Source organism: Fibrella musci, from assembly GCF_041321105.1.
GTDB lineage: Bacteria > Bacteroidota > Bacteroidia > Cytophagales > Spirosomataceae > Fibrella > Fibrella musci.
This window is the reverse complement of record NZ_JBGGWD010000007.1, coordinates 125,972-150,476: the sequence shown is the minus strand read 5'-3', so window position 1 is coordinate 150,476 and position 24,505 is coordinate 125,972. Positions and strand designations below refer to the sequence as shown.

Genomic DNA, 24,505 nt, shown 5'->3' with positions numbered 1-24,505 from the left:
GCGCCCTTTGCGTTTACCTTAGCGCCTTCGCGTTCTAATGTCCCCATGAACCCACTAACCGTACTGAAAATTGGCGGGAATGTCATCGACAACCCCGCCGCGTTGACGCGCTTCCTGACCACCTTTTCGACCTTGCCGGGCGATAAACTACTGGTGCACGGGGGCGGAAAAATTGCCACGCAGATTGCCGAAAAATTAGGGGTGCAGACCACGATGGTCGACGGGCGGCGCATCACCGACAAACCCATGCTCGATGTAGTAACAATGGTCTACGGTGGGCTGGTCAATAAGCAGATCGTGGGTCAATTGCAGACACTCGGCACCAACGCCATTGGCCTGACGGGAGCCGATGCGGGTGTGGTAAAAGCCAACAAGCGGCCCGTCAAAGACATTGATTATGGATTCGTGGGCGACATCGCCGAAGTCGATTCGGGACGGCTTTTATCGTTTGCCAACGAAAGTCTGGTGCCTGTATTAGCCCCGTTGACCTTCGACACCTCAGGCGAATCCACGCCGGGTACATTGCTCAACACCAACGCCGATACGCTGGCGCAGGCCGTCGCCGTGGACCTCGTCCACAAGCGCGATGTGACGCTGGTGTACTGCTTTGAGAAAAAAGGCGTGCTCGCCAATCCCGACGATGATGACAGCGTCATCCATCAGCTCACGCCCGACGTGTATGCCCAACATAAAGCCGCGGGCAGTATCAACAAGGGCATGATCCCCAAACTCGACAACGCATTTGCCGCGCTCAACGCCGGTGTAGCCCGCGTCATCATCTGCCACGCCGACGAAATCGCCGCCGCCCTCGCTGGAACAGCGGGAACGAGCATTGTAATGCACAATGAATAATGTACGATGTACAATGGGCTGACGCATCTTAGCTATTGCGCCTGGCACATTGTACATCGTACATTATTCATTGTGCATTACAATGCTAACTCTTTCTCGCTTACAATCGTCAGCACTTCCGTGTCTTTGAGGCGGGCAGCGAGGCCGAGGGTTTTGGGGACTTCGTAGTGGAAGAAGTACTTCATGGTGTGAATCTTCCCTTCGTAAAAAGCCAGTTCGTCGCCCTGCGGATTCTGGGTAAGCATGGCCTGTTTGGCCACCACCGCCTGCTTGAGCCACTGCCAGGCTACCACCACGATACCCATCTGCTCGAGGAACAGCGTGGCGTCGCTGAGGTAGCGCTCGTAATCACCGGCGCCAGCATGCGGCATCAGCGCCTGCACCACCTCCTGTAGGCGACCGAGTTCCGCTTTCAACATACCCGCATAGGGTTTGAACTCGTCGTGGGCTGAGGCGTCAGCGATGGTACTGCCGATGGCCTGCATCAGCAGTTGGGCGGCTTTGCCCCCTTTCATGGTCATTTTGCGACCCAGCAAGTCCTGCGCCTGAATGCCCGTCGTACCTTCGTAAATGGGCGTAATCCGGATGTCGCGGTAGAGTTGCTCGACGGGGAAGTCTTCGGTAAAGCCGTAGCCACCAAAGGTCTGCACGCTTTGGCTCACCGACTGCACGCCCATCTCCGACGGGTACGTTTTCGCCATCGGCATCAGGATTTCGAGGAGCAGATGAGCGTTCTCTTTCTCCTCACCTTCGGCCGCGTGCGCAATGTCGTATAGCTTGGCCGCTTCGAGAAGCAGCGACAACGACCCCTCCGTCACCGACTTCTGGAACAACAACATCCGCCGCACGTCGGGGTGATTAATAATCGGCGTTTGGGGCGCGTCGAGGATGCCTTTCTCATTCAACCGGCGGCTTTGCGGACGCTCTTTGGCGTATTGCAGCGCGGCATGGTAGGCCGCTGTGGCGATGCCCGCCGCCGTCATGCCCACACCGAGCCGCGCCTCGTTCATCATCTGGAACATGTAAGGTAGGCCCATGTGCGGTTGCCCTACCAGGTAACCGATGCAATCGTCGCGCTCGCCCATCGTCAGGTGCATGGCCGGCACGCCTTTCTGCCCGAGTTTGTGGTACACGCCCGTCGAGGTGACGTCATTGTCGACCGGACCGTTTTCTGAATCCCGGAATTTAGGAACGACAAACAGCGAAATACCTTTGGTGCCTTTGGGCGCGCCGTCGATGCGGGCGAGCATCAGGTGGATGATGTTGTCGGAGGCATCGTGATCACCGGCCGATATAAACACCTTTTGCCCTTTGATTTTGTAACTACCATCGGGTTGTGGCGTGGCCGTCGTGGTGATGTCGGAGAGCGATGAACCGGCCTGTGGCTCGGTGAGGGCCATCGTGCCCTGCCACCGCCCCGAGAGCATATTGGCAACGTACCTGTCGTTCAACTCGTCGGAGCCAAAGGTGGCGATCAGGTTGGCCGCTCCCGCCGTCAGGCCGGTGTACATCATGCCATTGTTGGCCGCCATCAGAATAAAACCGATGCACGAATTGATAAGCTCGGGCAACTGCTGACCACCACGCTCAAACGAGAAACCGGCCCCGATCAGGCCCGCTTCGCCCATCGCTTCCAGAAAGGCCTTGATGCGGGGGTGCACTGTGACCTGCCCGTTCTTTAGTTCGGGCTGATTGCGGTCTACATCACGCACGTAGGGGTACATGAGCGTGTCGGCGATGTGCGTAGCCGAATCGAGTGCCATATCGAACGTACCCCGGTCGTGGGCCGAGAAATACGGATACTGCGTCAGATCTTCAGCGTGGAAGACCTCATGCAGCAGGAAATTCAGGTTGCGTTTGCTGAAATAAGCCATAAGCCAAGTTTAGTATTTTCAGTTTGACATTTGAGGTTAAGCTTTCCAGTTAAATTGGTAAACGTGGCAAACGCTAAACGATAGACGTGAAACGCTTTTATTATGCATGCATACTATTTTTCAAAAGTAAGAAAAAATGGGACGTAAAACAGAAAAGGATATATTGGCGTTCTCTGGTTGGGACATACGCTTTATCAGGCTGATAGAGCCGCTACGACCAGATTCAAACTAAAAAACCGTTTACTCATGAAACGATTGGTTGCTTTTCTATTCGTACTGTCGGCCCTCACGATGGGGTATGGTACGGCCTCGGCCCAGATGAATAACCGCAAAAGCCCGCACATCACGGCCGAGAGCCCCGACAAATCGATTAAAGTGGTTTATGGCCAGCCCGCCAAAAAAGGGCGCGTTGTGTTTGGGCCAGACGGGCTCGAAAAATATGGCAAACCCTGGCGCACCGGAGCCGACGAAGCCACCGAAATTACGTTTAAAAACGACGTAATGTTTGGCGGTAAAATGGTCAAAGCGGGTACGTATACGCTCGTGACGTTCCCCGACACGAAAGAATGGGGAGTGGTGCTCAACAGCCAACTTGGGCAGTGGGGCGCTTACGATTACGACAAGTTCAAAGAGAAAAACGTGGTTGAAGTGAAAGTACCCGTATCGATGAACAAAACGCCGATCGAGAAACTGACGATCACACCAAGCAACAAAAGCCTGACCATCGCCTGGGACAACATGACGGTTTCGGTACCGGTTATGGCCCACGGCATGAGTGGTGCCCCCGGTGCCGACAAAGGCAAGTAAGCATAAGTTAGTTCTACAAAAACAAAAGCCCCACTGGTTGACCAGTGGGGCTTTTGTTTTTGTGTTGCCGATCCAGGTACGTTGTTGTACAGGACACCTACCTCAACAGTTTGTAGTTCTTATACTCGCCGATTCGCCAGCCGGTCAGGCGCTCGATGAAGGTCAGGAACCGAACGCGGGGCGAAAACCGCTTTGTTTTTGTATCAAACTGAAACGCTGAGTTGGCCCTGGCTATGCGGGGTAGCATAACAGCGGGGTGGGTGCCCTGGTATTCGGCCAGCGAGTCGATATGGTCTTCGTAGCGGAAGTGGTTGGCCAGAGCCTTGATTCGCTCCATCTGCGTGTCCGAATTCCAGAACCGATAGAAGTAGGCGTATTTGCGCCGCTGATGCTCCACCGACTTTACCCAGCCGTAGTGATGTATATAGGCGTCGATTAGTTTCACCCGCAACTTTTGATTATCGGTGGTCCGAAAACCCTGCGCGTCGCGGTAAGCGGTGATATGGCCGGTCGGGCGGATCACCCGAATTTCGTGGCGATACCACTTGCGCGAATCGCCGACGTATTGGTATGACCCGTAAAAGTGCCGGTACTTGAACAGCAGCCCTTCCACCTGTTTGTCAGCCAGATAGGCTGCCATTGCCTCCCGAACAGCCGGAATGGAGTCTTCATGCAACACTTCGTCGCCCTGAATATAAAAAGCCCAATCGGTGTCGGGTGCAATTGCGGCTAGGGCTTTGTTGGTTTCTTCGGCCAGCACCCGCCCGCCTTCCCGAAGCGAATCGTCCCAGACGGTGGTGATGATTTTGATCTTGGGCGAACCAATCGAGCGAATCAACTGCTCGGTGTCGTCGTCCGACTGCCCAACGGCAATCACAAATTCGTCACAAAGTGGCAGCACCGACGTGATGGCTTCGACAATGGGATAATCGTATTGGATGGCGTTCCTGATGAAACTGAAGCCAGCTACTTTCATAGCCGCAAAAGTACAGGTTCATCTGTATTCTGTTACACAAATCAGAACGGATAGCCTACGGCGATATTCAGCACCAGATTCTCTTTCCGCCAGCTTGGGTCGCGCAGATTAATCTGATTGAGCACCCAACGCTGCCCTTCGGGTAGATATGGCTTGTGGAAGGGCGTTGCCAGATCGGCGCGGATCAGGAAATACGACAAGTCGATGCGCAAGCCCACCCCGCCGCCAATGGCAAGTTCACTCAGGAAATTCTTATTGAACTGTGTATCAAGGCCTCCAACGGTTTCATTTGAGTAATTCCAGACGTTGCCAGCATCGACGAAAGCCGCTAACTGGAAGAGCGATCCCAGCTTGGCTCGCAACTCTGTGTTTGCCTCCAGCTTGATATCGCCGCCACCGTCCTGCCGAAGGATGCCACTGTCGACAAACCCAATGCGGCCTGGACCGACGGCGCGGGGTCTGAATGCACGCACGCTGTTAGCGCCTCCAATGAAATACTGCCTCACAAACGGCATGACATTGATATTGCCGTACGGGATACCGATACCGCCAAAGAAGCGGTTGGCCCAGGTTAGCTTGGGCGTAAGCTGAAAGTAGTGCCGGGTATCGACGTCTGTTCTGAAAAACTGAGCGAATTGAATGCCGAAAATCCGGCGATATTCGTCTTCGCCCAATGGGATCAGCAGACCAGCCAGATTTCCGGCGGGTTCTACATTCCACGTCAACCGGTTCGTATAGCGACTTGTTGTTCTGGGGTCTGAATTATAGTTAAGCGTGTAAATACTGCTCAGAATAAACTGCGGATCTAAGAGCCGAACAGCTGCGCTCTGTATCGCTGGGTTAGGATCGATCAGTTGGTTAAAAAAGGCAGGTTTCTCGTTGAAAATGAACGCGTAGGCGATATTGAAGGGCGTAACGCTGTGTTCGATTCGGTTACTGGTGCGAAAAGCGTAGCCAAATGACGCCCGAAACGAGTTCAGGTCATATAGCGAATCGCGACGCAACAGTTCATACCCCAAAGTCAGCAGGGTTTTCGGCAATACCTGCCGCCGGTCATACCGAATTTTGAAAGGCGATACCAGACGAGGAAACGACAAAGTAGCATCGAGACCGTACCGATAGTTGGTTACTCCTTTGCCCAACGCACCAATCTGCAAATCGATACCCGCTGTGCCGTTGATGGTCAGTTGCTCAGCTCGACCCAAGAAGTTACGACCAATCCAGCTAAGCGTTAGTACCGTACCGGCCAGATTGTTCGACCGGGAGTTACCCGAGAGTTCAAGGCGTAGCGACTTACGGGGGAGTGGCGTCAGGTAGTAATTGACATCGAGCAGGGCTGAATCCTGCCCATACTGCCCCGCCGGTTCGAAGCGATTACGGACGTACTTGAACGTACCCAGATTGACCAGCCGCGACAACGACAGATCCTGTGCCCGGCTGTTGTAGCGTCGGCCCGGCCGCAGGCCGATTACATCATTGAACAACTGCGGTTTAAAGACCCGGCTTGAATCGACGATAAAAAAACGACGCAACGACCGGCCCGTATCGGCGGCGTTTTCGACGGGGGGGCGATATGCCTCTGCCCGGTTGGTATCCGTGCGGGCCGTAGCCAGATTGTAGTTCGGGAAGATATAGATGTTGCGGATGAAGTAAGGCACCTTCGCCGCCTCCGGGATATCCGGTTTGATGGCTACGTAAAACCGCGCCTTGTGGTTACCCACCGCCGTATCGCTCAGAATCGCCACGTAGTCGGGCTGGAAGTAATAGAACCCGCGTTGCTTGAGGGCTGTGCTGATGCGTTCCTGCTCGGCTTTCAGCACATCAAGGTTGAACGGATCGCCCGGCTTGATCAGGGTTCTGGGTGAGACGTTATACATCGCGCGGGCAACCTGCGTCGAATCACCCACAAACGAGACCGAATCGACCAGATACCGCTGGGGCAATTGTACCGTATAGCGGGCCTTGGTCTGGTACTTGTTGGCATCGACAAATTCGCCCTGCACACTGTTTCGGAAATAGCCCGAGTTTTCCAGCACGTTGCTCATCAGCTGGCTGTTGGCGGTGAGCCCGCGGGCACTCGCCAATACAGGCGCTTCGCCAAACCGCCGCCGCAAACTCGCCCGAAAGCCCGTTTCTTTCTTCGGTTCGCCAATCATGTAGTAAATCCCTACCTTATATGGATACCCAAACAGTCGTTTGTTGGGCCGGGGCCGAGCCAGCGCTGCCAGTTGTTCTTCAACCCGCCCTTGTTCGTCCTTCGACACGGTCGAGTCGCCATTAACGACAAAATCGGCACCGATGTAGAGCTTTTCGCCCGCAGGCAGGCGTTTCGATACGTTGCAGGACTGGAGGGAAAAAATGAATACTGTAATAGGGAAAATGTAAAATCGGACGTTGCGTGGGCAAAGTTTAGTCAGCGAGAGAATACTATGTTGAGCTAGCAAAATCATTATACATGTTTCATTATTCACTTTTCACTATTCGGTCTCTGGCTCTTCCCGCCGCCGTCGGGTTAGGTCGGCCAGGGTATTGAAGTCGACGGTAATGACAAAGCCCACGCCGGTTTCAACTACGAACCCTTCCAGAATGGTCCGCTCGGTGTTGTTGCGGCGGTAAGCGCGCAGGGCGTAGCGGCCATCGCGGGTGAGGTTGTAGTTGAGCGAGAGGTTGTCGAACACGGCATTGTTATTCTGGGCAGCCCGCACGTCGCTGGTGCCATCGACCAGGAAATTGCGGCCAACGGATACCGTCAGACGACCTTGCAGGAAACTCCGCGACAGGCCAATGTTCAGGTCCGTACGGTTGGCCGTGGCACTACCCGTCTGGGCCAGCCCGCTTTTCGAATCCAGGTTTACGTCCAGGTCGACGCCCTTGATGAGACCCGAGGCAAACTGTTGCAACTGTTGCGAGATCACTTTACTAACGCTACTCCGGGCCAGGTTTTCGGCGGTGTTACCCACATTAAAATCGGAATTGGAGCCGTTCGACGTTTCGGCGATGAAGTTGCCCAGAATGAGCAGACCAAAGACCTGCTTGTTCATATCGTTGGGGTTGTCGCGCAGGGATTGCAGTTTGCGCGACACTGGGTCGGCTGCTGCACCCAGGCGCGTCAGCGTTTCGCGCGGGGCCAGTATGTCGAACGTGATGCTGGGGGCCGAGAGGTTGCCACTCACGGTTAGCGCTACATTGTAAGGCACCTGAATCTTGGTGGTAGGGGAAGTCTGTGTCGAGACCTCGCTCGAAATCAGAGCGTCGGAGGTCGTGCGTGCTTCGTAGATGGCGGTCAGGTTCAGGTCGGCTTTGAGCGGATCACCGGTGAAATTGATGTAGCCGCCTTTTTGCAGGGCAAATTCGCGTTGGAGCACCTGGTAGGTGAGCGAGTAGCGGCCTTCGGTCACCTCATACCGCCCCAATACCGAAATCTCGCCACTGGGCGCCACGTTGACCGCCAACCGCGCGTTGCCCCGTGCGCGCAGGTTGTCGCCGTTCAACTCATCCACCACAATCGTAATTTCCGACTGCTCATCAGCTTCGAGTGTCAGGTTGATGTTTGACTTGTTGAGCTGATCGAACTGCAACGGTGCCCTGACTGAATCAACGCGGGGTTTCAGATACTTGCTCAGCGCCAGCGTGTCTTTATGGTCGATGAACGTCACGACTTCGCGGGCATCTTCGAGGCTGGCGTCGTCGCTGGGCAGCACCGTCGTTACTTTGCTGCCGTCTTCCAGCCGCACGTTGCCATCGATGGCGGGCGATGATCCTTTACCCACCACGTGCAGGTTAGCCGAAATCGACGCCTGTCCGTAGATAAAATCATTGTCCTTTCGGGCGGCGTTCAGCGCCAGGAAGTTGTTGGCCCGCACGCGCAAATCATACGACACATCGGGAATGTTGTTCAGCACGACCTTACCGTCGGTCGTCAGGGTCCGGCCCAGCGTATCGCGCAGGTTGAAATCGGTAAAGGTGATGGTCTGCCCCGCCAGTCGAATGCGCTCCTGATCGATGCGGTACGTTGCATTCAGGCGCTTGATGTTGAAGGCAACCGAATCGAACGAGATACCGCCGTTGAGTTGAGGTGAGGTGGTGCTCCCCAGAATATCGGCTTCACCGTGCAACGTACCCCGCGCCCGCCGTAGTTCGCCGAAGCTAAAGGCCTCGATGGTGCGCGCGTCCAGCCGGTTGAGCTGTAACAGGAAATCGAGGTTCGATTTAGGATCGTTCGGATTGTAAAAGCCCGACAGTTTGGCGTCGTTGTACGTACCCAGCAGGCTTACATCCACCGAGATTCGCCCATCTGATGCATTGGCAAATTTCCCGTTTACGTTACCGATAGGCTTATCCATTACGCGCAGACTGTCGACGCGCAGATCGCCCGTGAAGCCGAGTTTAGTGAAGTAGTCGCGCACGACCACGTTGCTGTTGAGCGTTCCCGACACCATCGACGTATCCTGATTGGCGATAGCCGCCAGGTCGCGGAGGTTCAGGTTGCGGGCTTCCACTCGCAGGGGCGCGTTGGGCTTGGGTTCGGTGCTGTTCACAACCAGCGTTTGCTCACCCTGACGAATCAGGAATCCCTGCGCCAGCACGCCCGCCGGCCCGTATTGCAGGTAGCCCGTACTGTCGGCCGTCCAGGTGCGGTAGTTGGTCAGCAGCCCCCGTTGCCCCACCTGAAGCCGATAGTCGTTGCCGATGAGCGACACCAACCCCGCCAGCCCATGCCGGTCGCGGTCGGCCGAATCTTTGCTGATGACCGAAAAATTGAACTTGTTATTTGCTGCCGTGCCGCTCAGCTGCGTTTTATATAATTTCAGGCTGCTGGTCTGTACGCCGTTGACCTGCCCCGCCACGTTCAGCTGGTTATTATAGGCCAACAACGCCAGCGACGAGCCTTTGACCACGATGGTGTCGTAATCGACCAGACCTGTGTTGATGCGGGCCGCAAACGTAGTGTCGCGGGTATTATCGAGATAAGCGTCGAGCTTGACGGGTTCCAGCTTGCGAATGCCCGGCACAAACGCCTGCAAGAGCGGATCCTGCCGAACCTGCCCCGTGACGTAAAAACTATAGGGCGGCTGCACGGTCTTGTAAGTCAGATTCGGAACGCGGAAATACTTCCCGATTTCACTCGCTACGATGTCGTACAGGTTGGTGTATTCAAACTGCCCGCTCAGCGCCAACTGCCCAAACGGTAGACCCAGCACCAGCGTCTTGCGGTTGGGGTTTACTGTACCTGCTTTCAGATACAGCGTGTCGATGGGGTAGCTTTTGCCTTTCAGACTCACCACCGCATTCTGGGCGTAGACGGTACCTTCAGGCCGGACCGGATCGGTCGAGGTCATCGCCAGTTGAATATTGCCTTTGATCGATAGCGGGTCGGTATAAAGCTTGAGCTTGTCGAGGTTGAGCTCGTTGATATTGATGGTGCCGTCGATGCTGGGGTAATCGGTTTTCAGGCCTACGCGCGTATTCAGCGCCAGCCGAATATTGGGGTCGTTGATACCGCCTTTGATCGTCAGCGTCCCGCCCGACAACGTACCTGACACGTCGGCGTTCTTGTAATTATAGCCGTTGAGATCCGCCTGATCGACCACCGCCCGGAAATTGGTTGAGAGCGTTTTGGGGTCGATGCCTCGCCCGTTCACAGCGGCCCGGGCTGTGATAAGCCCGAACTGCTTCGGGTTCATCAGCCACTTGCCTGCATCGAACTTGTCGAGCACGGCTTTGCCTTCGTAGGCTTGGTTTTTTCCTGCGTAAAAATTGCGCAGCGTGCCGTCGAACGCCGCCGTGCCCCAGTTAGTGGCTAGTTTCGCGTCGGTCGTGAGGTTGTCCAACGTACCCCGAATGCGGCCCGTCAGGTTCAGTTGCGGCGCCAGCGCCACCGAGTCGGGCAACGTACCTGCGGGCAGGAGCTTGCGCAGATCGGCGCGGTTAGTGCGGGCTTCGGTGAGTGTTACGTCGAGACCCAGCCGGTCGGGGACCGTAACGTTGGTAAAACGCCCCGCCATCTTGAGCGACGTACCGGAGAACATCGCCAGTTCAGCGTTCGGGATGCGCAGATCGGCCAGTGTACCGCGTAGCTGTGTATTAATGCGCACCACCTCGCGGGCGTTGCCAGCCAGCGGCGGTGTGTTGGCTAGAAATGGCGCCAGTTGAAGTACGTCGGCAAAAGCGAGGCGGCTTTGGCGCAGGTTTACGAACACACGTACCCGGTTGAGGTTTCGTCCTTCCGTGGCACGGGTCAATTGACCTAGTGAATCGTAACGCAGTTCGAGGCGGTCACGCAGGATAGTGCCGGGACTGCCGGGCGAGGCCGTGCGGATAAACAGGTTGCTCAGCAGGGTTTGTTTTTCGCCGTATTGCGCATCCACGTCGAAATGTTGCAGCACAAACCCGCTTTTGTCGCGGAAACGCCCCTGCCGGATCTGCCCCGAGATCAGCGCGGGGCTATAGAGTAGGTTGCGCCCTTCGATACCCAGGCCCTGCAAATCGAGGTGGCCATAGTCCAGCCCTTTGGCCTGCCGGGGTTGGGTCCGGTCATCGAACCGGAGCCGGTTGTCGGCAAAACGTACCCGGCCCACACGCGCTACCCAGCCCGCAGGCTGTGCTTCAGCGGCTTTGGCTGCCGCTTTCACGCGTGGATCGGCCTGCTGAATCGCAACCGCAGCTTCCGTTGAGCGGGCTTCTTTTTTCGCGCGTGTCGGGCGTAACAGCGTGGTCGTAATGTCTGATTTATCGAGCAGGAGCGATTTGATCCCCACCTTTTCGCCATTGAGGTAGAAATAGTCGCTTTCCATCGCCAGCCGATTCACTTTGCCCGTCGTGGCAAAATCCGCCGTTTCCACGCGTACGTCCCACAGAGTGTTGGTAAGCTGCCACTTACCCAGCCCCAGGTCAAGCGTGTCCGACGAGGTTTCGGGTGTTTCGGGCGTGGGAATGCCTTCGTAAATGCGCGTTTTGATGTTCAGCCGATCGCCCGTAACGTCCCGGATGCGGTAGCGCGACTGCGCCACGTTGACCGTCTCGAAGTTAACGTGTAGGCTGTCCATGTAGGCGTCTACATTGGCTCCGGCCACGTCGTCTTCGTAGCGAATCAGTACTTGCCGAAGCGCTACGCCCGAGAGGCTGATGTCGAGTGGGGTCGAGGTGGTATCGGCAGGCGGGGCTACTTTGGTCGCCAGACTAGCCGTATCAGGTTTAGCCGTATTAAAGGCGTCGAGGATGTAATTGAAATTAAACGCCGTGTCGGGCAGGGTGCGGGTAACGTGCAGCCGAACGCCTTCTAATTCAACCTGATTGAGCGAAATCTTACTTTGTAACAAGGCCAGCATGTCAACGTCGACGCGCATACGTCGGCCGCTAAGTAGCGTATCGCCCTGAGGTGTTTTGAAAAAAACGTCTTCCAGTTCAATCCAGTCGGGGATTTTATACCGGATGCGACCGATACGAAACGGGGCCTTGATTTTCTTGCCTAAATAGTTGTTAACCTGCTGGGTAACAAATTGTTGCCCAAAAGGAGTGGTGGCAATAACCGTAACAAAACCGACCAATAGTAACACAATGGTCAGTATGACAAGGCCGGTTGTCAGCAGGAATCGTTTCACTAAATCCGTGTAAAGTCTGATGGATTACCCATTTGTATAACGCGGGAGCGGGGGGGATGTTTTTAGTTTCCAGTTTGATGTTTACCGTTTGGAGTTAGCTGACGCTTGAGTAATATGTCTGCGTCAGCTAACTCCAAACGGTAAACATCAAACTGGAAACTAAAAACATCCCTCACCCAATTGCCCAGGCCAGCACGACGGTGCCAGCCGGGAAGTCGCTCTCTGAGGCTGGAAACTCCAGAAAGGCGTCGGCGGCGGTGAGGTTCGTAAAGTCGGCGGAGCCACTGCCGGGTAGCGGTTCAGCCAGCAACGTACCCTCGGGTGAAGTGGTCAGGTGGGCGGGCGTGAAATACGTCAGCGGGGGGGCAAACGTGACGGGTTTGGCCAGCTGCACGTAGAGCGGTGGTTCGCCGGGCAGACCCATGGCTGTTTCGAGGTAGGAGCGAACGTACCTGTAAAAGCAAAGCGTCGTCGACACGGGATTACCGGGCAGGGCAAACACCACCCGTTGGTTGTCGGGGCTGGTGCCAAACCACATAGGTTTACCGGGGCGTTGCTCGATCTTGTGGAAATGCTTGCGAATGCCCAGGCCCGCCAGAATATCCGGTACGTAATCGGCTTTGCCGGCTGAGACGCCGCCCGTCATCACTAGCACGTCGTGACCCGCCAGCAGCGCCGAAAGACCGGTCGTGATCGTCGCCACATCGTCGGGGTAATGATGAATCGAGGCGTCGATGCCCATCTCGTGCAGCGCCGCCCACAGCAGGTGCGCGTTGGACTGCCGAATCTGGTGCGGGAGCGGCGTCTGCTCAATCGTCACCAGTTCGTCGCCTGTCGAGACGACCGCCACGCGGGGCCGTTTCCGCACCGACAACGACGTTTGCCCCACCGACGCCACCACCGCCAGATCAACGGGCCGCAGGCGTACACCTGCCGATAGGACTACGTCGAAGGTGCGGCGGTCCGTGCCCTGTTTGTGCACGTTAAGGCCGCGGGTGATCTCCGCCGCGGGAATCGTCAGCGTGGCAGTGCCGTCTTTAATCGACAGATCTTCGTAGCGGATCACGGTGTCGGCGCCAGTGGGCAGCACCGAGCCGGTCATCACTTCCACGCAGCCGGTGGGGTCGGGGAGGGGTTGTTGCGGCTCGCCCGCCCGCCCGATCGCCAAGATCGAAAAGGCGGTTAGGCCGTCGGCCAGCGCGTCGTACTGAATGGCGATGCCGTCCATCGCTACCCGGTCGAACGGCGGAAAATCACGATCGGCCAGAATGGTTTCGGCCAGTACGCGGCCCGGTGCGTCGGTAAAGGCAACGGTTTCGGTCGTGAGCGACAACTGGTGCGACGCGAGCAATTCGTCGGCTTCGGCAACGGTCAGCATAGGGCAGTAGAGACAGTTTGAAGAGCGAAGAAACACGCATTCTGGTAAAGAAGCAGCATTGGCCAGGCCACTTTTGGGATACAGAGCCGTTTTGACCGCACAAAGAAAGAGCACCGCCCTACACTAGCCTACGGCTGGTTAGGGCGGTGCGTCAGGTAAATAGGGATCGTTATTGCTTCAGCGCGGTCAGTGTCTTTTCGTAGTCAGCTACATCTTCGCCAGTAGCTTTAGCCTTTGCCAGCGCTTCTTCTTCATACTTGATGGCTTCCGGCTTGCGGCCCAGTTTGCCGAGCAGTTGCGCGTAGGTGTCGAGGGAAGCCGCTGCCCGGTCCAGTTCCAGTGATCGCCCCGACCATGCCAACGCCTGATTCAGATCGGCGGGGTCGGTAAGGGTTTCGAAGTAGCCCCAAGCCAGCGAATTCAGGGCCTGCGCCGTTTGTTGGGTAGCCCCGTTTTTCATCTGGTCGGCATACCGCTTGAAATTGGCGGTTTTCTTCACGGAGTCGGGGAGCGATTGCGTCTGGTTTAGAAAGCGCTGATAGGCTTCATCGTTCCTGGCCTTCAGCGAGTCAGCGGAGATGGCCATCAGCGTTTGGGCCGATTTGGTGGCAAACTCGCGGTATTTAGGTGCGTTTTTGGTGCGTTTGTAAAAATTGAGCCACATACCGTCCGTCGCTGCGGTGCCCGCCGGCCCTTTCATGCCCAGTTTTTGGGTCAATTTCATCCGATTGGCGATCACGCGCTCCATCTCGGCTTCGGAGGTGGCTTTGCGCTCGTCGCGGGCCAGCAGCTGGCTGACCGCCATAACGGCTTTCTGAACGACAGGTGCCGATGTGCGCTGGCCCTGATTGGCCTTGATCCCATCCAACAGCCAGTCAAACCCTTTTGAGTTGGTGGTGGTCAGGTTACCACTGATGAGTTCCAGCCCAGCCGGGCTGGTCAGGTCAGTTTCGGGAGCCGCTTTCAGGTAGGCTTCCAGGGCGTCGCCGTTGGGTAGCCCAAGAGTGGCTCGTTGGGTCAGGTACGTTTTCAGAAAGTCAGCGTCACGTTTGCCATTAGCAAATTCTTTGTCCCAAACGGCAATGGGTTTGGTGCTTCGGGCCGCCTCAACGGCTTTGTTGGCTTCGTCAAGCAACCCTTTAATGCCGCCATACCCCACCGTGCGTTGAATCAGGTCACCGTCGGCCGAGACGAACAGCGAGGTTGGATAGGCCGTAACGTTGTATTTCTTCGCCACCTCAATGCCTTCACCTTTCTCGGCGTCTATCTGGTAGGAAACAAAGTTGGCGTTGAACAGGTCACCCACGGCCTTGTCGGGGAACGCTTCCTTAGCCATGCGCTTGCAGGGGCCACACCAGGTGGTGTAGATATCGACAAAAACGGGCTTTTTCTGCTTCTTGGCCTCGGCCAGCACATCCTTCCACGTACCGGTAAAGAAGTTGATGCCTACGGGGTCTTCGTTGAATGGAGAAGCAAAGATTTGAGAGGGGGCTGTCAGGCACAATAGAGCCAACCACAGGGTCAGCATACGGACATAAAGGCGTGTTTTCATGGGATTGCTTGTGCGTAGTTATACGGATATTCGCCAAGGTAGTAAACTGTTTCGTTAAATCCATGCATTAAAGGCCGTTGGAGCGGTGAACCAACCGATCGTCGGGCTTGTCCTATACTTGTATGACACCCACAACAAATACCCATGAAAAAGGAGGCTCCCGCCGGTCAGCATCGACCAAACCCACTGGCGACGTAAGCGATCAGGTTAGCTGGCGCGAACGCTTTGCCGCACTCGGCAACTTGCCTACGTTTTTTCGGCTCGTCTGGGCCACCTCACCGCCGCTGTTTCTGGCCGATGCACTGTTGCGGCTGGTGCAGGCGGCCATCCCGGCGGCCACGCTGTACGTCGGCAAACTCATTATTGATCAGGTCGTTAGTCGCACGCAGGGCGGTGCTGCCGACACCACGTACCTGTGGGAGTTGGTCGCTGTGGAGTTTGGCCTGGCTATTCTCTCAACGGCCATCGGGCGGGCGGTATCGCTCATCGATGGGCTGCTGGGCGACAAGTTTGCCAACCAGACGTCGATCCGGCTGATGGAACACGCCGCCGAACTCGATCTGGAACAGTTTGAAGACGCCACGTTCTATGACAAACTCGAGCGCGCCCGCCGCCAGACCAACGGCCGCACGGTGTTGCTGTCGGGTGTGTTTGGGCAGGTGCAGCAACTCATCTCGGTGGGTTTTCTGGCGGCGGGGCTGGCTGTCTACAACCCTTGGCTGTTGCTGCTGATTGCCGTAGCCGTGACGCCCTCGTTCATCGGCGACAATTATTTCAACCGGAAAAGCTATTCGCTTTCGCGTAGCTGGACGCCCGAACGCCGCGAACTCGACTACCTCAGGTACGTTGGGGCCAGCGACGAAACGGCCAAAGAAGTCAAGATTTTCGGATTGTCGGGCTTCCTCATCGACCGCTTTCGCACGCTGTCGACCGAATACCTGAAGAAGAATCAGGCCATCGCCGTCAGTCGGGCGGGCTGGGGTACGTTGCTGACGGGCCTCGGCACGGCGGGCTATTATGGCGCCTATGTCTGGATTGTGCAACGCGCCGTAACGGGCCAGATTTCGCTGGGCGATCTCACGTTTCTGGCGGGCTCGTTCCGGCAGGTACGTAGCTCGCTCGAAGGCATTCTGTTGCAGTTTAGCAGCCTCACGCAGGAGGCCGTTTACCTGCAAGACCTGTTCGACTATTTCGCCATTCAGCCGCTCATTCACTCGCCCAAAACGGCCCTGCCGTTTCCGGCGCAGGTACGTTCCGGCTTCACGTTCGAGAATGTGGGTTTCAAATACGCCAACAGCGACCGCTGGGCGTTGCGCGGGCTGTCGTTTACCTTGCAGGCGGGCGAAAAACTGGCGCTGGTGGGCGAAAATGGCGCGGGTAAAACCACACTGGTGAAGCTGCTCGCTCGCCTCTATGACCCCACCGAAGGCCGGATTCTGCTCGACGGCCACGACCTCCGCGACTACGACCTCGACGATCTGCGCCGCCACATCGGGGTAATTTTTCAAGATTACATCCGGTTCAAAATGTCGGCGGGTACTAACATCGCCGTGGGCGACATCGACGAACGCACTAATCAGCCGCGTATCGAAACGTCGGCGCAGCGCAGCCTGGCCGATACGGTCATTGCCAAGCTGGCCGGGGGCTATGCGCAGCAGTTGGGCAAGAGCTTCAACCAAGGCGTCGAACTGTCGGGGGGCGAGTGGCAGAAGGTGGCCCTGGGCCGGGCCTATATGCGCGACGCCCAACTGATTATTCTGGACGAACCCACCGCTGCCCTCGACGCCCGCGCCGAATACGAGGTGTTTCAGCGGTTCAACGCGCTCACCGAAGGCAAATCGTCGGTCATTATTTCGCACCGGTTCAGCACCGTTCGGATGGCCGACCGAATTCTGGTGCTCGAAAATGGGCAACTGCTCGAAATCGGTTCGCACGAGGCGCTGCTGGCTCAGAAAGGCCGTTATGCCGAACTGTTTGCCTTGCAGGCGCGGGGGTATCAATGATGGCGTATCGCTGACGCATCCGTAGAGACGCAATCCCTTGCGTCTCCCCGCGTCAGCAATCAACCAGAATTCTTTCTAACTTGATTCGCCTAAGCCAGCCTTGATTATGAACCGTTTCCTTCTCCTGATTGCTGCCCTGCCGGGGCTGTCTACCGCCCTGCATGCGCAGAATTCTGTTGTGCCGCAGCCCGACGTTCAACTGAAAACGGCGGTACTGGCCGCTCCTGAAGACAAACGGGCCGGGGCGACCGTCTACGGCTATTCACCTACGAATGCGTTTGTGCTCTTGCGGAAAGGCACCAATGAACTGATCTGCCTTGCCGACGATCCGCGGCAAAAAGGACTCAATGTATCCTGCTATCACCGGGATCTGGAGCCGTTTATGGAGCGCGGTCGGGTGCTGAAAGCTGAAGGGAAAAAGCCCGATGAAATCCTGAAAATCCGCGAGCAGGAGGTGAAGGATAAGAAGTTGACCATGCCGGAGCACCCCTCGTCGCTGTATTCGTATACGGCAAAAGAGGACGAGTACACGCCCGCGACGGGTGAGGTCAAAAATGGGTATCTGCGTTACGTAGTGTACATCCCGTATGCCACCGCCGAAAGCACCGGACTGCCCCTGAAACCCGAAGCCCCCGGTATGCCGTGGATCATGGACCCCGGCACGCACCGTGCCCACATCATGATCAACCCGCCCGTTTCGACGACGGCAAACCGCTAATCGTTTTCATCACCTCACCATATGCCGTTCACTACGCGTGTTTGCCTCCTCGGCGGGTTGCTGTCGATGCTATTCGCCTGTTCGTCGAATCCGGAAAAGACGCAGGAAAAGCCATTTAGCCCGACGTTCAAGCTGATCAAAACAAAGCCCATCCAGTTCAATTCGTTTGTCGACTGCAACATGGCCGAAGCGTGGGTGGGCGATACGTTCCGGATTTTTCCGGGCAAGTATGGCGAAGACCCGCTTTGGGGCGATGCCCGTGATCTGAAGTTTGCCGATGGCCCCAACGCCGAAGCCGCGTTCCGCAACAAAGCCGAAGCCTTCACGGAACCCCGCTTGCCTAAAAATGCGCCGGTTGGTCAGCCCGGCCTGCACGGGGCGATCTGGTTCGAGACGGTGTATCAGGCGAAAACCGATTCGTCGGGCCGGACGCTGTATGCCGTTTACCACAACGAAAACTACCCGTCGACGCTGCCATATGACGCCAAAACGGGCGAGGGCTACCAGACCCGGAACTGGCCGGAAGGCATCAAGGAACCCGGTTCGATGGCTGCCGTATGCCGGATCGGCATCATGAAATCGACCGACGGCGGGCGCAGCTGGACCAACCGCGGTCTATTCCTGGAAGACAAACAGCCACGTATGATTCTGCGCAAGCACAATACCGGCAACACCTTTGCCGGGGGCGTGGGCGATCCGTCGGCCGTGGTCAGCGGCGATTACCTCTACCTGTTTTACGGGGAATATGGCTACCCAGGTACGTATCAGGAGGCGACCTACGACCCGCAGGTCGAACGGCGTGGACAGTGCATCAGCGTGGCCCGTATCCGGCTCGCCGACCTCGACCAGCCACAGGGTAAGGCCCTCCGCTGGGATGGCAGTGCCTTTACGGTTCCCTTCGATGGGGTTGGTAAACCCGTGGCCAGCCTGCAAATTCCGGAAGCGGCGGGGGGTGGCCCCACGTCGTCGCCCAAAGCAGGCTATCACTGGGGACCGTCGGTCAGTTGGAACACGCACCTGAACGCCTGGGTGATGCTCATGGCGAAAGCAACGGGACCCTCCTGGGCGGGAAGCAGCATTCACATTGCCTTTAACCCCCACGCCAATCTGGGTGAGGCGCTGAACTCGCAGGACTGGACCAAACCGCAGCCATTACTCGACCGGCCCGGCTCCTTCCTCTGGTACCCGTCGTTGCAACCCACAAACACACCCGACGACATCAAAAACCGGCACACCTGCCTGCGTTTGGGGCAACGGGCGCGGCTCTTCGTCAAAGACATTCAGCCCAAACAAAGCCAATACCTGTCGGAATACATGATCGAGTTTGAATGAGCCCCACAGAGGGTCAGATCCCCGATCTGACCCTCTGTGGGTCCCTGACCCAGCGAACAGAAACTCATGGCTCGAAGAGCCTCTTGCCAACGAAATAGGCTCAAGCCGGATCGGGGATCCGGGAACTGTCAGATCGGGTATCTGACCGCACGCTCGTTCGCTTACCGCAACAGCATGAGCTTGCCGCGTAGGGGCGGAAAGAGGGGCGAGTACCGAATCACGTAGGTATATACACCGCCGGGCAGCTCAACGCCGTCGAGCCGACCGTCGAAGCGGGGCTGATCGGCGCCGGTGCCGTGAAAGATAGCCGAGCCCCAGCGGTTGAAGACCGTCACGTCGAGGTCGGGGAAGGCGGCGGCGTTGACGATCGTCCATTGGTCGTTGTCTCCATCGCCGTTGGGCGTGAAGGCATCCGGGGCATACAGCCGGTCGACCACGTCGATTTCGATGGTGGCGGTGGCCGTGCAGCTACCCGCATTGGCGACCCAAAGCGTATAAGCGATCGGTTGCCGGATATCGTCGATCTGCGCGTTGGCCACCTGCGCATCCCGCAGCCAATCGACAGGCGACCACAGAAACTGCGTCGGATCGCCGGTTAAGCCGGGTTGCAGCGTAAACGAGTTGCCTCGGAACGTCAGCATCTGTTCGGGCAGGTCGATTGTCGGGATGGGGTATACGATCGCCGTTTGCGAGGTGGTCACGGCTGTGCATTCGGGGGCGGGGCGTAGGCTGTAACTGATCGTATGCTGCCCCACACCGGCCACCGCCGGGCTGAATACGGACCCGCTGACGCCCGGCCCGGCAAACGTACCGCTGATGGGTTGGCCCAGCAGCGTTTGCGCCGCCGCTATGGTACCGCACATCGGGGGCAGTACGTCGAGCATAGGGTTAACCGGCGGAACAGCACTCAGCGTGAGCGGCGGCGACGTACCTGTGCAGCCGTTGGCATCGGTAGCCGTCAGGCTGAACGTACCCACCACGGTGGTACTGTAGGTGCTGCCTGCTTCGCCCGCAATCAACTGCCCGTTGATCGTCCATTTGTATTGTATGCCGCCGTCGGCCAGTAAGTCGAGCCGACTGCCGGGGCAGATCCGGTCGAAGCCACTCGCCGACTGGAGCGTTGCCACTACCGCCGGGGCACGCGTAAGTTGCCGTTGCTCGCTAAGGACCGAGCAGCCGAGCGTGAGGTGCGTGAGCCGGACTCGATACGTACCTGGCTGGCTGATAAGCAGCTCTTCGGCGGTGGCGCCCGATAGCACTTGCCCGTTGGCCAGCCATTGGTAGGCCATATCGGGGAGCGTCGACACCGTCATCGTCACTGACCCGTCGGTCGCGCACAACTGCCCTTTGGCCGTTAGCGTCGGGGTGGTGTTCATCGAGTTGATGGTGAGGCTCTGGGTGCCACCGGCCTGCGTACAGGTATTTTTGAGCGACACCTGCACCGTGTACACGCCCTGATCGTTCACGGTCAGCTCGCTGTTGGTCGCGCCGGGCATGTTCAGGCCATCGCGTTGCCATTGGTAGTTCCAGTTGGGGTCGTTGGTGACGACGAGCGTGGCCGACTCACCAGGGCAAAGCGTGGTTTTGGTGGCTGTAACGGGCAGTCCCTTAATCTGCGCCGTGGGGTTGGGCGTTTGGGTAGGTGGGCAATCGACCACCAGGAACTGAAAGTCGCGCCGCACTTCGCCGATCTTCTGCCCACCCCGGTATTCCTCCACCAGGATTGCAAAAACAAACAGACCCGTTTTGGTGGGCGTTACCGACAGTTGGCCGGTGGTTGGGTTGACCGACAGGGACGGACTCCCTGGAATGGCGTTGTCGGCGGAGTAGCCCGTCTGAAAGCTGACTGTAGGGTAGGGGCCGGGCGAGAGAATGGAATTGTTGTTATTGTTACCACCGCCGCGCTGATTCAGCGGGGTAATCATGCTGTAGCGTAGCTCGTCGCCATCAGGGTCGGTTCCGCCAAACGGAAACGTAAACGGGTTGTTGAGGCAGAGGTATTCGCCATTGACCGGCGCAAACGACGGCGACGAGTTATTGCCGAATTTACCCGTTGTGCTCAGGGCCGGAAATTCGAGGTAAAACGTGAAGCCCGTATTCAGGGGGTTCACGAGGTTGTCGACGCTGCCGTTGCGGTTTCGGGTCTGGTAAGACATGTAGTACCCCTGCGAGTCGTTGTACTGCGACGGAGCGAGTTGAATGTCAGCGACAAACGTGGCCGAGATAAAATTCAGGTTTCGCTGGCTGGCGCAGAAGGCGTTGGCGAAGACGATCTGGCTACGTTTGACCGTACCCGTTTCGTAGGCCGTAAATTGCATCATCAGGCTGTTGTCGCGCTTTCGGTAAATGCCGAGGGTGCCGTTGGAAACCGCCGCTGCCCGGTTGTTATTCTCGAAGTAATTGGTGACTGTGACGATGAAATGACCGGGTTGGTCGCCTACCGCCCGCATCTCCAGATGGCCGCCCACTAGGTGTGTGGCCGACACAAATCGGGGGCAAAGCAGGCCAATCAACAGCAATAGTGCGTAAAACGTACAGCGCATAGCGTAGGGGTTACTGGAATGACTTAGAAAAAGGGTACCGATTCGTTATATGAACGGCTTGTCAATCAAGAGGATACGGCGGTGGGCGGCGTACGGTTTACTGCGTCAAGATACGCAGAAAGCAAACCAAAGGTTGCGGGTATTCTACTAGAAAGCGGGGCCGCGCTAATCAGATTAGTGCGGCCCCGCTTTCTAGTAAGTGTATGTGGGTTTCTAATACTCCTCGTTGTTGCCGGCACCACCACCTTCGCGGTTGTTGCGGCGCTTCTTGGGCTGGAACGTCATCTTGCCGAAGCGGTAGTTGAACGTCAGCTTGATATTCTGGTTGTAGAGCCGCATCACGCTCTCCTGCTGCAACGTGGGCGACGAGAACGTAGAGACCATCTGCACGCCACCGACGAAGTTTTCGGCGGCGAGGCCGATGCTACCCTGCTTGTTGGCAAAGTTGCGCAGCACCCCCACCGAGTACATGTACATACCGCCCTGCTGACCTTGTAGCTGAATACGCGGCCCGCTCACGAAACCGTTGGCCTGAATACCCCATTTGCCCAACGACCACTGGCTGGTGAGGCGGCCGCTCAGGATCGTGCCGGCATTCTCCCGACTGACCGACTGACCGTTGAGGTCGGTGATCTGGCCCCGCATCAGTCGGTAATACAGATCGACGCCGCCGTTGAGGCTCCATTTCGGCGTCAGCTGCACGTTGCCGAATACGTTGGTACCGATGGTTCGCTCGAAACCAATATTCTGGAAGGTAGTGATGATGGCGCCCGGCACCGAGTCCGACGCGATACGTACCTGCGTGATCTCGTTGTTGGTCTGTCGGCCAAACACGCTCCAGTTCAGGTACACCTTCTTCACCGTCGTGCTGAGGCTCAGTTCCACGTTGTCGGTCAGCTCGGGGCTCAGGTAGGGGTTGCCCTTCGTGATATTCAGCGGGTTCGATGCGTTCACGTTGGGGTTCAGCATTTGCAGGAAGGGCCGCTGAATCCGCCGGTTATACGCCGCCTTGATGGTCGTTGTCTGGCTCAGTTGCTTCGATAAATTGAGGCTGGGCACCAGGTTGCCGTAGTCGGGGATACCCAATGATTTGCCGTCGCTACCGAAAGCCGAAATCCCCGTGTGTTCGTAACGTACCCCCGCTTTCAGGGTGTATTTGCTACGGCTGGCGTAGGTATACGACACGTACCCAGCCTGAATGCCCTGCTGGTAGTCGAGCGAACCCGACGGGCTGTTCGGATCGGGTACAAACAGGTCGCTATTGCCGGTGGCGGCCAGGTACTCAAACTGGCTGTTTACCTGCCGGTTGATGGCCTTGCCGCCCACTTCGAGCAACTGCCGGCTGCCCAGCGGTGTCTGGTAATCAGCCTGGAACGTCAGCTCCTGGTTGGTGTTATCGTTGACGTTGCGCTGCCGACGCAGAATTTCGCTCGATATACCGCTCAGCAGGTTGGCCGTGTAATTGTTGTCGACGTTAGCCCGGCTCAGTTGCAGCGACAGGCTCAGTTCGGGGCGGGTCTGGTTGCCCTCGCCTGTGCCGTAGGTACGTAGGTAATCGAGGCTGGCGTCGATGCTGTTCGACAGGTTTTTCTGCTGAATGTCGCGGGTGGTGGGGTTGCCGTTATACACGTTGTTCAGGTACGTCTGCGTAAACTGGCTCTGCGACTGAACGAAGTTGCGGGTGCCGTAGCGCACGCTGGCCGAGAGCGACTCATCTTTCTTCAGATCGTAGTCGGCGCTAAGCGAGTAGGAGCCAAACAGCGGGTTGTCGAAATTGCTGTTCTGTTGCAGGCTGCGCTGGGTGCCGCCGCTGGGCAGCAACGTCGTCTGGTCGAAGGTCGACGAGGCCCGGTTGTACATATAGCGGCCAAACCCGCCCAGGCTGATGCCCAGTTTGCCTTCGCGATACGAGCCGTTCAGCCCCAGATTTGAGCCTCGCGTGCCGGCCCCGGCGTCGACGGTCATCGTCATGCCGTGCAGCGTGTTTTTCTTCGTAATGATGTTAATGATCCCCGCCGAGCCTTCAGCGTCGTACTTGGCCGAGGGGCTGGTGATCACCTCCACACTCTTGATCATGTCGGAGGGTAGTTGCTTCAGGGCGTCGGCTACGTTGGCGGCCACGATGGTGCTGGGCTTGTTGTTGATCAGCACCCGGATGTTGGTGCTGCCCCGCAGACTCACGTTGCCGTCTAGATCGACCGAGAGCAGCGGCACTTTCCGCAACAGGTCGGCGGCATCGCCGCCGCGGGCGGTAAGGTCTTTTTCGGCGTTGAATACCAGCCGATCTACTTTCTCTTCGATCATGGCCCGTTGCCCCGTCACGGTTACTTCGCCGAGCAAGCGCACGTCAGGTGCTAAAACTACTGTCCCCAGTTTCAGATCGGTGTTTTTCTCGAGCTGAACCGGCCCGGCGTTGCGGGTCTGGTAGCCGATGAAGGAATATTGCAGGCGGAACGTACCGGCGGGCAGATTTTTAAGCGAAAATTTGCCCTGCCCGTCACTCACTCCGCCATCGACAGGCTTGCCGGTGGTGGCGTCGATCAGCGCGATAGTGGCATATTCAACGGGTTTGCCCGAGGTTGAGTCGGTCAGGACGCCGCTGAGTTTAGCCGAGCCTTTGGGTGCGTTACTGTCGGCCCCCGGCACAAACTCTTTCGTCTTCTTGCTATCCTGCTGCCCCTGTCTGAAGCCGCCCATGCCCGGAGGGCCACCCATACCGCCGCCCCCGCCACCCGGAGGGCCAAACTGAGCATAAGCCGGTGCCGATAACGCGACCATAAGTAAAAGAGAGGATAGACGGTTCATAATCAGAATGTATTTTTAATGCTTGTGCCACAAAGGTTTACGCGCCTTTTTTAGGAAAAAAATG

13 protein-coding genes are annotated in these 24,505 nt (G+C 57.3%); 5 read left to right on the top strand and 8 right to left on the bottom strand.

Going from position 1 to position 24,505, the window contains the following annotated elements:
- Positions 1 to 45 precede the first annotated feature (45 nt).
- Positions 46 to 852: an acetylglutamate kinase gene (gene argB / locus ACAW74_RS22580; protein ID WP_370700509.1), complete on the top strand. Its 807-nt coding sequence runs from the start codon at positions 46 to 48 to the stop codon at positions 850 to 852.
- A 77-nt stretch (positions 853 to 929) separates the two neighbouring features.
- Here argB and ACAW74_RS22575 read toward each other — a convergent pair whose 3' ends face one another.
- Positions 930 to 2,726 (bottom strand): acyl-CoA dehydrogenase, encoded by a 1,797-nt coding sequence (locus ACAW74_RS22575; protein WP_370700508.1) that lies wholly within the window; start codon positions 2,724 to 2,726, stop codon positions 930 to 932.
- 246 nt (positions 2,727 to 2,972) lie between these two features.
- On the opposite strand from ACAW74_RS22575, the gene ACAW74_RS22570 reads away from it, so the two are divergent.
- Complete coding sequence (locus ACAW74_RS22570; protein WP_370700507.1) at positions 2,973 to 3,533, top strand: DUF2911 domain-containing protein; 561 nt, start codon at positions 2,973 to 2,975, stop codon at positions 3,531 to 3,533.
- A 97-nt stretch (positions 3,534 to 3,630) separates the two neighbouring features.
- On the opposite strand, the gene ACAW74_RS22565 is transcribed toward ACAW74_RS22570, so the two are convergent.
- The 5 genes from ACAW74_RS22565 to ACAW74_RS22545 form a co-directional block, all read right to left on the bottom strand.
- Entirely contained in the window at positions 3,631 to 4,509 is an 879-nt protein-coding gene (locus ACAW74_RS22565) for a glycosyltransferase family protein (protein WP_370700506.1), read from the bottom strand.
- Between the two features lie 41 nt (positions 4,510 to 4,550).
- Positions 4,551 to 6,959, bottom strand: coding sequence for a translocation and assembly module lipoprotein TamL (tamL, locus tag ACAW74_RS22560; RefSeq protein WP_370700505.1), 2,409 nt, complete (start codon positions 6,957 to 6,959; stop codon positions 4,551 to 4,553).
- Positions 6,960 to 6,986: 27 nt separating this feature from the next.
- Positions 6,987 to 12,110, bottom strand: coding sequence for a translocation/assembly module TamB domain-containing protein (locus tag ACAW74_RS22555; RefSeq protein WP_370700504.1), 5,124 nt, complete (start codon positions 12,108 to 12,110; stop codon positions 6,987 to 6,989).
- 172 nt (positions 12,111 to 12,282) lie between these two features.
- Positions 12,283 to 13,488, bottom strand: a complete 1,206-nt coding sequence (locus ACAW74_RS22550; protein ID WP_370700503.1) for a molybdopterin molybdotransferase MoeA — start codon at positions 13,486 to 13,488, stop codon at positions 12,283 to 12,285.
- Positions 13,489 to 13,657: 169 nt separating this feature from the next.
- Positions 13,658 to 15,040, bottom strand: coding sequence for a thioredoxin family protein (locus tag ACAW74_RS22545; RefSeq protein ID WP_370700502.1), 1,383 nt, complete (start codon positions 15,038 to 15,040; stop codon positions 13,658 to 13,660).
- Between the two features lie 122 nt (positions 15,041 to 15,162).
- Between ACAW74_RS22545 and ACAW74_RS22540 the strand changes: the two genes are divergently transcribed.
- The 3 genes from ACAW74_RS22540 (at position 15,163) to ACAW74_RS22530 (ending at position 19,093) form a co-directional block, all read left to right on the top strand.
- Entirely contained in the window at positions 15,163 to 17,043 is a 1,881-nt protein-coding gene (locus ACAW74_RS22540; protein WP_370700501.1) for an ABC transporter ATP-binding protein, read from the top strand.
- Between the two features lie 106 nt (positions 17,044 to 17,149).
- Positions 17,150 to 17,761: a hypothetical protein gene (locus ACAW74_RS22535; protein ID WP_370700500.1), complete on the top strand. Its 612-nt coding sequence runs from the start codon at positions 17,150 to 17,152 to the stop codon at positions 17,759 to 17,761.
- Positions 17,762 to 17,782: 21 nt separating this feature from the next.
- The gene (locus ACAW74_RS22530) at positions 17,783 to 19,093 is read left to right on the top strand and encodes a hypothetical protein (RefSeq protein WP_370700499.1); all 1,311 of its coding nucleotides are present in this window, start codon (positions 17,783 to 17,785) and stop codon (positions 19,091 to 19,093) included.
- Positions 19,094 to 19,254: 161 nt separating this feature from the next.
- Here ACAW74_RS22530 and ACAW74_RS22525 read toward each other — a convergent pair whose 3' ends face one another.
- The gene (locus ACAW74_RS22525) at positions 19,255 to 21,636 is read right to left on the bottom strand and encodes a T9SS type B sorting domain-containing protein (RefSeq protein ID WP_370700498.1); all 2,382 of its coding nucleotides are present in this window, start codon (positions 21,634 to 21,636) and stop codon (positions 19,255 to 19,257) included.
- A 213-nt stretch (positions 21,637 to 21,849) separates the two neighbouring features.
- Positions 21,850 to 24,414, bottom strand: a complete 2,565-nt coding sequence (locus ACAW74_RS22520; RefSeq protein WP_370700497.1) for a TonB-dependent receptor domain-containing protein — start codon at positions 24,412 to 24,414, stop codon at positions 21,850 to 21,852.
- Positions 24,415 to 24,505: the final 91 nt, after the last annotated feature.

What these genes read in the sequence shown, in the direction of transcription:
- argB (WP_370700509.1), top strand. Translation starts at nt 46, where the DNA reads ATGAACCCACTAACCGTACTGAAAATTGGCGGGAATGTCATCGACAAC.
- ACAW74_RS22575 (WP_370700508.1), bottom strand. Translation starts at nt 2,726, where the DNA reads ATGGCTTATTTCAGCAAACGCAACCTGAATTTCCTGCTGCATGAGGTC.
- ACAW74_RS22570 (WP_370700507.1), top strand. Translation starts at nt 2,973, where the DNA reads ATGAAACGATTGGTTGCTTTTCTATTCGTACTGTCGGCCCTCACGATG.
- ACAW74_RS22565 (WP_370700506.1), bottom strand. Translation starts at nt 4,509, where the DNA reads ATGAAAGTAGCTGGCTTCAGTTTCATCAGGAACGCCATCCAATACGAT.
- tamL (WP_370700505.1), bottom strand. Translation starts at nt 6,959, where the DNA reads ATGATTTTGCTAGCTCAACATAGTATTCTCTCGCTGACTAAACTTTGC.
- ACAW74_RS22550 (WP_370700503.1), bottom strand. Translation starts at nt 13,488, where the DNA reads ATGCTGACCGTTGCCGAAGCCGACGAATTGCTCGCGTCGCACCAGTTG.
- ACAW74_RS22545 (WP_370700502.1), bottom strand. Translation starts at nt 15,040, where the DNA reads ATGAAAACACGCCTTTATGTCCGTATGCTGACCCTGTGGTTGGCTCTA.
- ACAW74_RS22540 (WP_370700501.1), top strand. Translation starts at nt 15,163, where the DNA reads ATGACACCCACAACAAATACCCATGAAAAAGGAGGCTCCCGCCGGTCA.
- ACAW74_RS22535 (WP_370700500.1), top strand. Translation starts at nt 17,150, where the DNA reads ATGAACCGTTTCCTTCTCCTGATTGCTGCCCTGCCGGGGCTGTCTACC.
- ACAW74_RS22530 (WP_370700499.1), top strand. Translation starts at nt 17,783, where the DNA reads ATGCCGTTCACTACGCGTGTTTGCCTCCTCGGCGGGTTGCTGTCGATG.
- ACAW74_RS22525 (WP_370700498.1), bottom strand. Translation starts at nt 21,636, where the DNA reads ATGCGCTGTACGTTTTACGCACTATTGCTGTTGATTGGCCTGCTTTGC.
- ACAW74_RS22520 (WP_370700497.1), bottom strand. Translation starts at nt 24,414, where the DNA reads ATGGTCGCGTTATCGGCACCGGCTTATGCTCAGTTTGGCCCTCCGGGT.